Source organism: Pseudomonas sp. Leaf15, assembly GCF_001421425.1.
Classification (GTDB): Bacteria; Pseudomonadota; Gammaproteobacteria; order Pseudomonadales; family Pseudomonadaceae; genus Aquipseudomonas; species Aquipseudomonas salomonii.
In genome coordinates this window covers 144,372-157,274 of the sequence record NZ_LMKI01000037.1, presented here as the reverse complement: position 1 = coordinate 157,274, position 12,903 = coordinate 144,372, and the positions used below count along the sequence as shown (strand labels likewise).

13 protein-coding genes are annotated in these 12,903 nt (G+C 60.4%); 7 read left to right on the top strand and 6 right to left on the bottom strand.

All coding sequences use genetic code 11. The features are described 5' to 3' along the window. Positions 1–202: 202 nt before the first annotated feature. The 4 genes from ASE80_RS29480 (at position 203) to ASE80_RS29465 (ending at position 3,768) form a co-directional block, all read left to right on the top strand. A complete protein-coding gene (locus ASE80_RS29480; RefSeq protein WP_056861986.1) occupies positions 203–1,000 on the top strand; it encodes a hydroxymethylpyrimidine/phosphomethylpyrimidine kinase in 798 nt (265 codons plus the stop codon). 20 nt (positions 1,001–1,020) lie between these two features. Continuing rightward, on the top strand, positions 1,021–1,650 hold the full coding sequence (gene thiE / locus ASE80_RS29475; protein WP_056861985.1) for a thiamine phosphate synthase: 630 nt from the start codon (positions 1,021–1,023) through the stop codon (positions 1,648–1,650). An 11-nt stretch (positions 1,651–1,661) separates the two neighbouring features. Further along, positions 1,662–2,957: a glutamate-1-semialdehyde 2,1-aminomutase gene (gene hemL, locus ASE80_RS29470; protein WP_056861984.1), complete on the top strand. Its 1,296-nt coding sequence runs from the start codon at positions 1,662–1,664 to the stop codon at positions 2,955–2,957. Between the two features lie 226 nt (positions 2,958–3,183). Beyond that, a complete protein-coding gene (locus ASE80_RS29465; RefSeq protein ID WP_056861983.1) occupies positions 3,184–3,768 on the top strand; it encodes a tetratricopeptide repeat protein in 585 nt (194 codons plus the stop codon). Here ASE80_RS29465 and ASE80_RS29460 read toward each other — a convergent pair. From ASE80_RS29460 to ASE80_RS29435, 6 genes are all read right to left on the bottom strand, one after another. Then, on the bottom strand, positions 3,750–4,862 hold the full coding sequence (locus ASE80_RS29460; RefSeq protein WP_056861982.1) for a succinylglutamate desuccinylase/aspartoacylase family protein: 1,113 nt from the start codon (positions 4,860–4,862) through the stop codon (positions 3,750–3,752). The genes ASE80_RS29465 and ASE80_RS29460 overlap by 19 nt on opposite strands. A gap of 9 nt (positions 4,863–4,871) precedes the next feature. Then, a complete protein-coding gene (locus ASE80_RS29455) occupies positions 4,872–5,582 on the bottom strand; it encodes an ABC transporter permease (RefSeq protein WP_056861981.1) in 711 nt (236 codons plus the stop codon). Next, positions 5,579–6,295 (bottom strand): ABC transporter permease, encoded by a 717-nt coding sequence (locus ASE80_RS29450; RefSeq protein WP_082463702.1) that lies wholly within the window; start codon positions 6,293–6,295, stop codon positions 5,579–5,581. Before ASE80_RS29450 ends, ASE80_RS29455 begins: the two co-directional genes overlap by 4 nt. A 17-nt stretch (positions 6,296–6,312) precedes the next feature. Further along, positions 6,313–7,071: a transporter substrate-binding domain-containing protein gene (locus tag ASE80_RS29445; protein ID WP_056861979.1), complete on the bottom strand. Its 759-nt coding sequence runs from the start codon at positions 7,069–7,071 to the stop codon at positions 6,313–6,315. A 38-nt stretch (positions 7,072–7,109) separates the two neighbouring features. Further along, entirely contained in the window at positions 7,110–9,164 is a 2,055-nt protein-coding gene (locus ASE80_RS29440; protein WP_056861978.1) for an oxidoreductase, read from the bottom strand. A gap of 227 nt (positions 9,165–9,391) precedes the next feature. Beyond that, positions 9,392–9,718, bottom strand: a complete 327-nt coding sequence (locus ASE80_RS29435) for a DUF1820 family protein (RefSeq protein WP_003194436.1) — start codon at positions 9,716–9,718, stop codon at positions 9,392–9,394. Positions 9,719–9,849: 131 nt separating this feature from the next. On the opposite strand from ASE80_RS29435, the gene miaB reads away from it, so the two are divergent. From miaB to ybeY, 3 genes are all read left to right on the top strand, one after another. Next, positions 9,850–11,178 (top strand): tRNA (N6-isopentenyl adenosine(37)-C2)-methylthiotransferase MiaB, encoded by a 1,329-nt coding sequence (miaB, locus tag ASE80_RS29430; RefSeq protein WP_056861977.1) that lies wholly within the window; start codon positions 9,850–9,852, stop codon positions 11,176–11,178. A gap of 228 nt (positions 11,179–11,406) precedes the next feature. Continuing rightward, positions 11,407–12,411 carry a PhoH family protein gene (locus tag ASE80_RS29425; RefSeq protein ID WP_056861976.1) on the top strand — a complete coding sequence of 335 codons (1,005 nt, stop codon included), beginning with the start codon at positions 11,407–11,409 and terminating at the stop codon, positions 12,409–12,411. Next, the gene (ybeY, locus tag ASE80_RS29420) at positions 12,404–12,862 is read left to right on the top strand and encodes an rRNA maturation RNase YbeY (protein WP_056861975.1); all 459 of its coding nucleotides are present in this window, start codon (positions 12,404–12,406) and stop codon (positions 12,860–12,862) included. Before ASE80_RS29425 ends, ybeY begins: the two co-directional genes overlap by 8 nt. The last annotated feature ends 41 nt before the right edge of the window (positions 12,863–12,903 follow it).

Genomic DNA, 12,903 nt, shown 5'->3' with positions numbered 1-12,903 from the left:
CATTAAGTTGTTTGGATCCACTTTAGCATAGCCGCTAGAGGCCATTGGACACCATTGAAATAATTTTTTGAAAGGCTCTAGAACAGCACTTTCAGGCATATAAACGAATAAAAATGGTGAACCAACAGCCATAAACACAGGGTGAAATTCCCCACTCGCCCAACAGCCACGCAAAAAGCGATTGGTGGTAAGCTCGCGCACCATGAATATCTACAGCTCTCGCCCTGTTGTCCTCTGTCTCTCCGGCCACGACCCCAGTGGTGGCGCCGGCTTGCAGGCAGATATCGAAGCCCTGCTTGCGCAAGGCTGTCATGCGGCTCCGGCCGTCACCGCCTTGACCGTGCAGAACACCGTCAATGTCAGCGATTTCCGCGTGCTCGACCGCGAGTGGGTGCTGGCCCAGGCCAATGCCGTGCTCAGCGACTCCGAAGTCGCGGCGGTAAAGTTGGGCATGCTCGGTTCCACCGCGATGGTCGACACCGTGGTCGAACTGCTGCAGGCGCACCCACACCTGCCGGTGGTCTGCGACCCGGTGCTGCGTGCCGGAGGTGGCGGCAGCCTGGGCAAGGACGAAGTCGGCTATGCCATGCGTGAGCGGCTGTTGCCGCTGTCGCTGATCGCCACGCCGAACCTGCCGGAAGCGCGCATCCTCGCCGAATTGCCCGAGGGCACGGCAGACGAATGCGCCGAGAAGCTGCTGCCGTTTGTAAAGCATCTGCTGATCACTGGCGGCCACGGCGACGAGCACGAAGTGCACAACCGCCTGTACAGCCGCGACGGCACGCGCCAGACCTTTACCTGCCAGCGCCTGCCGGGCAGTTATCACGGCTCGGGCTGCACGCTGGCCAGCGCCTTGGCCGGCCGGATCGCCCAGGGCGAAGGCTTGGCCAGCGCGGTGCAATCGGCGCTCAACTACACTTGGCGCACCCTGCGTGATGCCGAACAACTCGGCCAGGGCCAGTTCGTGCCGCGCCGTTTGCCGCTGGATTTCTGCTCTTAACCGCACAAGAGGCCTGCTCGATGAAACTACGTGGCCTTTACGCCATTACCGACAGCCAACTGTTGGCCGGCAAGTTCCTTGCCTACGTCGAAGCGGCGCTGGACGGTGGTGTAACCCTGTTGCAGTACCGCGACAAAAGCAGCGACGAAGCCCGGCGCCTGCGTGAGGCCGAGAAGCTGCGCGAGCTGTGCTCACGCTACAAGACCCAGTTGATCATCAACGATGACGCCGAATTGGCCGCGCGCCTGGGCGTCGGCGTGCACCTGGGCCAAACCGACGGCCCGCTGACCCCGGCCCGTGCATTGCTCGGCTCCAAAGCCATCATCGGCGCCACCTGCCACAGCCAGATCGAGCTGGCCGAGCAGGCCGCCAAGGAAGGCGCGAGCTACGTCGCCTTCGGTCGCTTTTTCAATTCCAACACCAAGCCCGGCGCGCCGGCCGCCACGCTCGACATGCTGGCCCAGGCCCGCACGCGCCTGCAGTTGCCGATCTGCGTGATCGGCGGTGTCACCCTGGAGAACGCCGAACCCCTGGTGGCCCACGGTGCCGACCTGCTCGCCGTGGTGCACGGCCTGTTTGGTGCCGACAGCACCCAGGAAGTCACGCGCCGCGCCCGCGCCTTCAACGACCTTCTTAAAGTTAAAGTGTAGAGAGCCCGATCATGTCCCGTTCCGAAACCCTGTTTGCCAATGCCCAGAAACACATCCCCGGCGGTGTGAACTCCCCCGTGCGTGCGTTCAAGAGCGTCGGCGGCACACCGTTGTTCTTCAAGCATGCCGAAGGCGCCTATGTCACCGACGAAGATGACAAGCGCTACGTTGACTACGTAGGTTCCTGGGGGCCGATGATCCTCGGCCACAGCCACCCGGACGTGCTCGACGCCGTGCGCCAGCAGCTGCAACACGGCTTGTCCTATGGCGCGCCAACCGCCATGGAAACCGAGATGGCGGACCTGGTGTGTTCAATCGTGCCGTCGATGGAAATGGTGCGCATGGTCAGCTCCGGCACCGAAGCCACCATGAGCGCAATCCGCCTGGCCCGTGGTTTCACCGGCCGCGACAGCATCATCAAATTTGAAGGCTGCTACCACGGCCACTCCGACAGCCTGCTGGTAAAAGCCGGTTCCGGCCTGCTGACCCAAGGCGTGCCAAGCTCGGCCGGTGTGCCGGCCGCATTTGCCAAACACACCCTGACCCTGCCGTTCAACGACATTGCCGCCGTTGAGCAGATGCTCAGCGAAGTCGGCCAGGACGTGGCGTGCATCATCGTCGAGCCGGTAGCCGGCAACATGAACTGCGTGCCACCGGCACCGGGTTTTCTGGAAGGTTTGCGCGAGCAGTGCGACAAGCACGGCGTGGTGCTGATTTTCGACGAAGTGATGACCGGTTTCCGCGTGGCCCTCGGCGGCGCCCAGGCTTACTACGGCGTCACGCCGGACCTGAGCACCTTCGGCAAGATCATCGGCGGCGGCATGCCCGTGGGCTGCTTCGGCGGCAAACGCGAAATCATGCAGCACATCGCGCCGCTGGGCCCGGTGTACCAGGCGGGCACCTTGTCGGGTAACCCGTTGGCCATGGCCGCCGGCCTGACCACCCTGCGCCTGATCAGCCGTCCGGGTTTCCACGCCGAGCTGACCGACTACACCACGCGCCTGCTCGATGGCCTGCAACAGCGCGCCGATGCGGCTGGCATCCCGTTCGTGACCACACAAGCGGGTGGCATGTTCGGCCTGTATTTCAGCGGCGCCGACGATATCGTTACCTTTGATGACGTGATGGGCAGCGATGCCGACCTGTTCAAGCGCTTCTTCCACTTGATGCTCGAAGGCGGCGTTTACCTGGCACCGAGCGCTTTTGAAGCGGGTTTCACCTCGATCGCCCATGGCGAAGCCGAGTTGAAATTGACCCTGGATGCTGCCGAGCGCGCTTTTGCCGCCCTGAAGCAAGCCCAGAAGTAAGGGACACACACATCTGACGTTGCCCCTCGCAGCGTCAGATTTGCTACTTTGCCTACAGAGATTTCCTGCATTTTTCGAGAAATCACCTGCAATCCGGCAGATAACTTGCCTACGCAGCAGAAAAACGAGTAAAGACTTTGTAAGCAGGGGCCTGCTTATTTCATAATGCGCGCTTATTGGACTCCCCCGAGGGTCCGCGTGCCCCGTCAGAGGTAAGTCGATTCCCATGAAACGCACCGGCCGCACCCTGGTTCTGGGCTGCCTGTTGCTCCTTCAGCCGCTGCTGGCACATGCCCAGGCAGGCGGCAACTCGTTGTTAATCCCAGCGATGGGTCGTTGCACCCTCAATACCCAGCCAGACAGCCAGGCCGAAGCGCTGAGCGCGTGCCAGAAACAGGCCGACGGTGGGGATGCGCAGGCGCAATACGAGTTGGGCGAGTACTTCCACGACGACAAAAACCCTGCCCGCGACCTTAACAAAGCCCTGAGCTACTTCGAGAAGGCTTCGTTGCAGGGCCATGCCCAGGCGCAATTCCAGCTGGGCAACATGTTCTTCAAAGGCGAAGGCGTGCCGGCCAATAACGTTCAGGCGTACATCGTGCTGAAAATGGCGGCGGTCAACGGCGCCGAAGACGCACTGGACACGGCCGACGAAGTGGCCGAGCACATGCAGCGCGATGAACTGGAAGTGGCCACCCAGGTACTGGGCCAGATCTTCCGCAATTACCTGCAGGAATTGCAGAGTGCCGATGGGCGTTCGCCCTTCTCGCCTTTGCCCGACCCCATCGCGCCTCAGGGCGACAACAGGTAGCCCTGTCGGTAGGCCGTTGCGCCTGCAACATGGGCAATCGTCATGCCCGCCGTCGCCATTCGGCGCACGCTTCGAACATACAACAGCCCTTTATGCACACACGCGACCGGCGTCACGCGGTCAGTGATCGGGTCGATTATTTCAGCCACGATTTGCCCCGGCTCGACGTCATCTCCCACCTGCGCGCAAAACACAATCAAACCGCCCACCGGGCTTATCACCGGCTCTACCCCTGCCAGCGGTGTCGGCGCGTTGAGCAATGACGGTAGCGGCGGAGCTTGGCCTTCGATGGCGCCGCGCTGCGTCAGGTAATTGATCAACGCTACGCAATCCTGGCGCGCCAGCCCGTGACTCACATCGGCTACTCCGCGTAACTCTACGGTCACGGCGAACCCTGGCGCCGCAAAGCGCCCGGGAAATCGCGCCTGCATCTGCGCCCAGAACAACGTAAAGCACTCATCGAACGATTGCCCGCCCGCTTCTTGCGCCAAAAAGCAGGCCCTGGCGCCCAGGTAGCGCGCCAGAGGCTCCACATCGGGCCAAGAAGCCGGCGACAGGTACAGGTGCTGCAGGGCTTCGAAGTCACAATGCAGGTCCAGCACGATATCGGCGTCGCAGGCAAGGGTTTGCAGGAGCAAACGCATGGATTGCAACGAAGTTGTCGGCACCTGACGGGCCAGCGTTTGCCGCAGGGTCGAACGAATCAGTTGCAGATTGCTGACCGGATCATCGGTCAACAGGCTTTGCACTCGATCACCGACCGGTTGACTGACATCCACGAAGCATCGATTGAAATTCTCCCGGCTTTCGTTCTCGAAGCGCCCCTGAGGTACATCCATCAGCACTTGCTCAAGGCCCTGCGGATTGGCCACCGGCACGAGCACGATCGACCAGCGCAACAAGCCCGCCGCCTCCAGCCGCGCCAACTGCTGTTTCAGGTGCCATAACACCAACATTCCCGGCAGCTCATCAGCATGCAGCGAGGCCTGGAGGTAGACCTTGCCCGTCGCATGGGCCGGGCCGTAGTGAAAGCTATGAATCTGCCGTGACGTACCCGGCACAGCCGTTAGCAATTGATGCACACACGCCTGCATATCAGCCTCCTATCGGCCCGGATCAAGAAAGCGCAGCCAACGCCGTTCAGCCAGGCGAAACACACCGACCAGAGCAAACGTGATGCACAGGTAGAGGGCTGCGGCAAAACCAAAGGATTGGAACGTCAGGAAGGTCGCGGCGTTGGCATCCCGGGCCACTTTGAGGATGTCCGGCACGGTCGCCGTAAACGCCAACGTGGTCGAATGCAGCATGAAAATGACCTCATTGCTGTAATAGGGCAATGAGCGGCGCAAGGCCGAGGGCATGATCAGATGAACATACAGCTTCCAGCCGCTGAACCCGAGGGATCGGGCCGCCTCGACTTCGCCGCGTGGCATCGCCCGAATCGCGCCTGCCAGGATCTCCGTGGTGTAGGCCCCCGTATTCAGGGAGAACGCCAGCAGCGTGCAGTTAATTGCCTCACGGAAAAAGCCCTCCAGCAGAGGTTGTTCGCGCACGGCCGCCATGCTGTAGATGCCGGTGTAGAAAATAAGTAACTGGATATACAGCGGGGTGCCGCGAAACAGGTAGGTAAAGCCGTGTACCGGCCAGCGCAGCCAACGCAAGGTCGATACCCTGGCGATGGACAGCGGCAATGCCAGCAACAGGCCGAAACACAACGAGGCGCTGGTCAGCCATAAGGTCATGGCCAGGCCGGTCACTTGCTGACCGTCGGAGTAGATGAATGGCTGCCAGTAGTCCTGGATCAACTCGATCATGGCGATGACGCCTGCACACCACGGCCATAGCGCCGCACCATCCAGCGCAAGGCGAGGCTTGAAACACTGCTGAGCAGCAGATAAATCAACGCAGCCAACAGCAAGAAGGCCAGCAACTGCTGGCTGCTTTTCCCCGCCACTTGGGTCACTTTGACCAAGTCCGCCAAACCAATGATCGACACCAAGGCAGTGGCCTTGAGCAAGACCATCCAGTTATTGCCGAGCCCCGGCAAGGCGAACCGCATCATCTGCGCAAATATCACGTGCACAAAGCCTTGGGTGAAGGTCATGCCCAGGGCCTTGGCTGCCTGGAACTGGCCACGTGGAACGGCCAGCAATGCGCCGCGAAAGGTTTCGGTGAAATAGGCGCCATAGATGAACCCCAGAGTTAGCACGCCCGAACTAAAGGGGTCGATTTCGATATAGGCCCAACCCATTGCCTGGGTCAGACGACTCAAGCCGGTTTGCACCCCATAGAAAATCAACAACATCAACAGCAGGTCCGGCACCCCACGAACCAGCGTGGTGTAGAGCTGCGCGCACAGCCGCCAGGCCCTGACCCTGGAAAGCTTGGCACCTGCACCGAGCAACCCGAAGGTCAGCCCCAGCAGCAACGACAGCAGCGCCAGTTGCACCGTGATCCAGACACCACGCAGCAACAGCGGCATAAAACCGTCCAGGGTCGCGGCAAATTGCGTAAGCGTGGGTAGCATGTTGACGCCCTCGCCGATCATTGGCCGCTGAACATGCTCACGCCTGGGAAGTACTGCGCCTGCAAACGCGCATACGTGCCGTCCGCGTGCAGGGCGGCCAGCCCTTTGTCGAGCAGGGCATTCAATGCGTGATTGCCCTTGGCAATGCCGATGGCGCTTTTGGAAGGCATCAACTCGCTTTCAATCACCTGGCCCAGCACGAACGCCGCGCCCTGAGGTGTGCGCAAAAAACCGCTTTGTGCCTGCTGGGCATCCTGAAGGGAGGCGTGCAACCGGCCCGCCACCAGGTCGGCGTACACCTGCTCCTGATCGGCATAAGCCACGATCTTGATGCCTTGCGGGGCGAGTATTTGCCGGGCGTAGGCTTCTTGAGTACTGCCCTGCAGATAGCCGACGGCCGTGCCCTTGGCCAATTCCGTGCCGGGGCGGAACACCATGGCGGTGGGGCTGGAGAAGACCTCCGAGGAGAAATCGATGACCTTTTGCCGTGCGTCCGTCACCGTCATAGAGGCGAAGATCGCATCGATCTTGCCAGCGTTCAGGCTGGGGACCAGCCCATCAAAGTCGCTCTCCACCCATTGGCAACGAACATTAAGATGAATACAGATGGCATTGCCGATATCAACTTCAAAGCCTGTTAAAGTTCCTACACTGTCTTTGTAGGCAAACGGTGCATAGTTGGGATCAGCCCCGAAACGGATTACCGTATATTCCTTGGCAAAGACTGAGGAGCTAATAAAAACACAGGCAAGTAACATCAGGAGTATTTTTCTCATTATTATATTCCTTGTTATTAACAAACCAGAGGCTCGGACTAAACCTCGATATAGGGAATCTCTCGGCGTACAAGTAACGAATCCGCAGGCATATCAAACTCTCGGGCAATTCGATGCCCCGAATACACGGCTGCGGCAATCGTGCCGGGGGCCACGCAGTCTCCCATCAACGTCACCGCATGGATGCCGGCCGCATGCAGTTGCTCAGGTGCGCTATTGAGTGCCTGATAAAGCGCCTGTTCGGGTTCACGGGAGGTCACCAACAGCAGGGATGCCGCGGCTATAAGGCGCGTGCGCCCGGTGTAGGCACACCCGACAAGCACGCCTTCCGGCATGCCCCTGACCAGCGTATGGGACGCAATGAGGGTGACGTTCAATTCCAGCAGCCGGCGCTGGATACGATGTTGTTCAAGGGTGTTATGGGTCCAGGCTGCCACATCCGCCGCCGGGGTGACGAATATCACCTCCACGCCGCGCGCCACCAACTGCTCGGCCAACACGCTGCCCATGTAATAGTGATCGTCGTCGAACAGCAGCACGGGAGAAGGCGGCAGCACGCCCGCCATCAGATCGTCCGGTGTCAGCACGGGCAGGCACTCCAGGCCCGGCAGCGGGTAGCGCAAGGCACGCCCCACGCCGTCATGCCGCCAGTGAGAACCGGTGGCGATGAACACATGCTCGGCCGCAAAATCCAGAACGTCCTGGGCCTGCAAGGGGCTCTCGCGATAAATCTCGACCGAGGGCAGACGGCTTAACGCATCCAGTCGATAGTCGATGACCCGTGACCAACTGGCCAGCCCGGGAAGACGGGATTCCAGCGCCACACGCCCGCCCAGCGTGCGCAGGCGCTCGACCAGCGCCACGTCCAGCCCCCGCGCGCCCAGTATTCGCGCACATTCAAGGCCCGCAGGCCCGGCACCGACCACCAAGGCCCGCCCTGGGTGACGCGCACGATTGACCGATTCCGGGTGCCAGCCACGCCGCCACTCTTCGCCCATGGTCGGGTTCTGCGTGCAACGCAAAGGCGTACTGGTGTGGTCGCCGCTGACGCACACATTGCAGCCAATGCACTCACGAATCTCCTCCGCGCGCCCTTCTGCAATCTTCTTGGGCAAGAATGGGTCGGCAATCGAGGGCCGGGCCGCACCGATCAAGTCCAGGACGCCGCGGCGCACCAGGGAAACCATGGTATCCGGTGAGGTGAAGCGCCCAACGCCCACCACGGGCTTGCGGGTCAACGCCTTGAGCCCCAGCAGAAAAGCCTCTTGATACCCTTCCGGGGCAAAGCGCGACGTCACGCTGTCGTTGGACCAGTCGGCCACATTGACGTCCCATAAGTCCGGCAAGTCCGCCAGCATCGAGAAGATTTCAGCGCCCTCACCTTCACGGCACAGGCCCCCGGCCGTCTGCTCATCCACCGCCAGGCGAACCGCCACCGCACAGCGGTCACCGACAGCATCGCGGGTGTCTTCAATCAGCTCGCGCAACAAGCGCACGCGATTTTCCAGCACGCCGCCGTACTCGTCTGTACGACGGTTGTTGCGTGGCGTCAGAAAATGAAACGGCAGGCCCAGGTCATGCCCCGCATAGACATAGATGATGTCAAACCCTGCCGTTCGCGCCCGCAGTGCGGCGGCACGGTGCATGGCACGCAACGCCTGGATATCGGCACGGCTCATCGCCCGGGCTTGCACCGGGTCATAACCGCGCACCGGCGTATTGGAGGGCGCCCATGGAATCTCACGACTGTAGCGGTTAGGCGCGGAGTAACCATTGAACGCCAGCTCTACACCGGCCAGGGAACCGTGCTCGTGGACGGCCTCACACATGCGCGCCAGGGCCGGAATGTCGCGCTCATCCCATAAACGCGCCTCGATATAAGGCGAGAACTCGCTCAGCGGGCTGATCTCACACTCCTCGGTGCAGACCACACCCCACCCGCCTTCGGCTTTTATGCCACGCATGCGCGCCATGGCCGAAGGATGCACATGCCCCATGCCATTACAGTGGGGCACTTGATAAAAGCGATTACGGGTAAGCACCGGCCCTATTTGTACCGGTTCAAACAGAATGTCATAGCGAGGATCGCGCACAGGGCTACTCCCGAACAAGCAAGTTCGTTAATGACGGCGTGACACCAAACCAGAGGCTAACTAATGGGGAGGTTTAACAAGGGCGAAACTTGGGAGACTTCGATACGTTTTTATTATTGATGTATTCATAGTGTCCTCTCTGCACAAACAAAACTTGCTACCTTTCAAGCAAAATGTCCATGCATGACAGAGGATAATCAGAAACGCCCTACAAAATAGTTTGAACTCTATTTTTCCGGCATCGGCATCGGAAACGGCATCACATTGCTGGTGCCGCGCGCCTCGCTGATCTTCGGCGTGCCCAGGCGCTCGACTTCATCGATGCGCACAATCGAATGCATCGGCACAAAGCTGCGCACCACGCCTTCAAACTGCGCCTTGAGTTTTTCTTCGCCCGGGTCGACGACCAATTGGGTGCGCTCGCCAAAGACGAACTCTTCCACCTCCAGGAAGCCCCACAGATCACTTTGATAGATCTGCTTGGCGTACATTTCGAACACCTGGCCCTGGTTGAGGAAAATCACCTTGTAGATTGGAGCTTCACGTTTGGTCATGGTGGGCGAATAACACATGGGGGATTTAAAAGAGGGCGCGAACTATAGCATGGCACCCGATGCACAGCGCTAGGAACCAATGGGCATGCCCCCTATAATGCGCGGTTCTTTACCACCAGTTGATGATTCCCATGGCCAAGAAGCTTTACATCGAAACCCACGGTTGCCAGATGAACGAGTACGACAGCTCGCGCATGGTCGACCTGCTGGGCGAACACCAGGCCCTGGAAGTCACTGCCCGCGCCGAAGATGCCGACGTCATCCTGCTCAATACCTGCTCGATCCGCGAGCGTGCCCAGGACCGTGTGTACTCCCAGCTGGGCCGCTGGCGTGAATTGAAACTGGCCAACCCGGACATGGTGATCGCCGTTGGCGGCTGCGTGGCCAGCCAGGAAGGCGCCGCGATCCGCGATCGCGCCCCCTATGTCGACGTGGTGTTCGGCCCGCAAACCCTGCACCGCCTGCCGGAAATGATCGACGCCGCACGCATCACCAAGCTGCCGCAGGTGGACGTGTCATTCCCGGAAATCGAAAAATTCGACCATTTGCCCGAACCGCGCATCGACGGGCCGAGTGCTTATGTGTCGGTGATGGAAGGCTGCAGCAAGTACTGCACCTTCTGCGTGGTGCCCTACACCCGTGGCGAAGAGGTCAGCCGGCCGTTTGACGACGTACTGGCCGAAATTATCCACCTGGCCGAAAACGGCGTGCGCGAAGTGACCTTGCTGGGCCAGAACGTCAATGGCTATCGCGGCCAGACCGACGACGGGCGCCTGGCCGACCTCGCGGAGTTGATTCGCGTGGTGGCCGCGGTGGACGGCATCGAGCGTATTCGCTACACCACCTCGCACCCGCTGGAGTTCTCCGACAGCCTGATTCAGGCGCACGCCGAGGTGCCGGAGCTGGTCAAGCACCTGCATTTGCCGGTGCAGTCGGGTTCAGACCGCATTCTGGCGGCCATGAAACGCAACCATACGGCCCTGGAATACAAATCCAAGCTGCGTAAATTGCGCGCCGCGGTGCCGGGCATCTGCATCAGCTCGGACTTTATCGTCGGCTTTCCCGGCGAGACCGAGAAGGATTTCGAGCAGACCATGAAGCTGATCGAAGACGTCGGTTTCGACTTCTCGTATTCGTTCGTCTACAGCCAGCGTCCGGGCACCCCGGCTGCCGACCTGGCAGATGACACCCCGGAAGCGCTGAAAAAAGAGCGTTTAAACGCACTGCAGCATCGCCTGAACCAGCAAGGTTTCGAGATCAGCCGACAAATGGTCGGTTCGATCCAGCGCATCCTGGTCACCGACTACTCGAAAAAAGACCCGGGCGAGTTGCAAGGGCGTACCGAGAACAACCGGATCGTCAACTTCCGCTGCGACACGCCCACCCTGATCGGCCAGTTTGCCGATGTGCATATCGATGCGGCGCAACCGCACTCGCTGCGTGGGTCGCTAATCAACTGACCTCTGACCGGATGAAGATCAAAATGTGGGAGCTGGCTTGCCTGCGATAGCGGTGGGTCAGCCGACACATCCGGCACTGACACACCGCCATCGCAGGCAAGCCAGCTCCCACAGTGGATTTTCATGGTTCTTGAGATTGAGCCAGCACTATATAAGTGCTTTCGCACGCCGAGCACTGGCGTTATCCTCTCCTTCACCTACACAGCCAAAGGGCGGCTAAAAGCAACCTTGAACGCACCCATATCAGAACCCCATCGTTTTATCCTCGAGCCGTTTGAGGCTCGCCGTTTCGCCAACCTGTGCGGACAGTTCGACGAGCACCTGCGCCTGATCGAACAACGCCTGAGCATCGAGATCCGCAACCGCGGCAATCAGTTCGAGCTTATTGGTGAACCCCAGCACACCACGTCTGCAGAAAACCTGCTGCGCCGCCTCTACCGTGAAACCAAGGGTAGCGAGCTGTCGCCGGAGACCGTGCACCTGTACCTGCAGGAATCCGCCGTGGAAGACTTGGCCAACAACCCGGTGGCCGAAGCCAGCGTGGCCCTGCGCACCAAAAAAGGCATGATTCGCCCTCGCGGCTTGAATCAGCAGCGCTACGTCAAGGAAATCCTCGGTAACGATATCAACTTCGGCATCGGCCCCGCCGGTACCGGCAAGACCTACCTGGCCGTGGCCTGCGCGGTCGACGCCCTGGAGCGCGAGCAGGTGCGACGCATTCTGCTGGTACGCCCGGCGGTCGAGGCTGGCGAGAAGCTTGGCTTCCTGCCCGGCGACCTGGCCCAGAAGATCGACCCGTACCTGCGCCCGCTCTACGACGCGCTGTACGAGATGCTCGGCTTTGAATACGTGGCCAAGTTGATCGAGCGCCAAGTGATCGAGATCGCCCCGCTGGCCTACATGCGTGGTCGCACCTTGAACAACAGCTTCATCATCCTCGACGAAAGCCAGAACACCACCGTCGAGCAGATGAAAATGTTCCTCACCCGTATCGGTTTCGGCTCCACCGCCGTGATCACCGGCGACGTCACCCAGGTCGACCTGCCCAAGGGCACCAAGTCGGGCCTGGCCCAGGTGATCGACGTGCTCAAGGACGTGCCAGGCATCAGCTTCACGCATTTCATGCCCAAAGACGTGGTTCGCCACCCGTTGGTGCAGCGCATTGTCGAAGCCTACGAGCGCTTTGAGCACCGCGATGACGCACCCGCCAAGGACGTGCGCCGCGATGCTTGAGCTAGATCTGCAACTGGCCACCGAAGCGCCCGCCCCCAGCGAAGCGCAGTTCCGTCAATGGTGCGCCCTGGCCCTGCGCCAGCGCACCGCCGACTCGGAACTGACCATCCGCCTGGTGGACGAGCCCGAAGGCCGTGAACTGAATCACACCTGGCGTCAAAAGGACTACGCGACCAACGTGCTGTCCTTTCCCGCCGACGTGCCGGATGAGTTACTGGATATCCCGTTACTGGGCGACCTGGTGATCTGCGTCGAAGTGGTCGAGCGCGAGGCGAAGGAACAAGGCAAGGAACTTGAGGCCCACTGGGCCCATCTAGTCATCCACGGCTGCTTGCATCTCTTGGGTTACGACCATATAGACGATGACGAAGCCTGCGAAATGGAAACACTGGAACAAACGTTGCTTGCTGAACTGGGTCACCCTGATCCGTATGCAGACGACGAAAATTGAAACTACACATAACTGACACAACAAAGGATTTAGAGTAATCG

Coding starts and splice junctions, on each gene's coding strand:
- ASE80_RS29480 (WP_056861986.1), top strand. CDS start 203: ATGAATATCTACAGCTCTCGCCCTGTTGTCCTCTGTCTCTCCGGCCAC.
- thiE (WP_056861985.1), top strand. CDS start 1,021: ATGAAACTACGTGGCCTTTACGCCATTACCGACAGCCAACTGTTGGCC.
- hemL (WP_056861984.1), top strand. CDS start 1,662: ATGTCCCGTTCCGAAACCCTGTTTGCCAATGCCCAGAAACACATCCCC.
- ASE80_RS29465 (WP_056861983.1), top strand. CDS start 3,184: ATGAAACGCACCGGCCGCACCCTGGTTCTGGGCTGCCTGTTGCTCCTT.
- ASE80_RS29460 (WP_056861982.1), bottom strand. CDS start 4,862: ATGCAGGCGTGTGTGCATCAATTGCTAACGGCTGTGCCGGGTACGTCA.
- ASE80_RS29455 (WP_056861981.1), bottom strand. CDS start 5,582: ATGATCGAGTTGATCCAGGACTACTGGCAGCCATTCATCTACTCCGAC.
- ASE80_RS29450 (WP_082463702.1), bottom strand. CDS start 6,295: ATGCTACCCACGCTTACGCAATTTGCCGCGACCCTGGACGGTTTTATG.
- ASE80_RS29445 (WP_056861979.1), bottom strand. CDS start 7,071: ATGAGAAAAATACTCCTGATGTTACTTGCCTGTGTTTTTATTAGCTCC.
- ASE80_RS29435 (WP_003194436.1), bottom strand. CDS start 9,718: ATGACCAAACGTGAAGCTCCAATCTACAAGGTGATTTTCCTCAACCAG.
- miaB (WP_056861977.1), top strand. CDS start 9,850: ATGGCCAAGAAGCTTTACATCGAAACCCACGGTTGCCAGATGAACGAG.
- ybeY (WP_056861975.1), top strand. CDS start 12,404: ATGCTTGAGCTAGATCTGCAACTGGCCACCGAAGCGCCCGCCCCCAGC.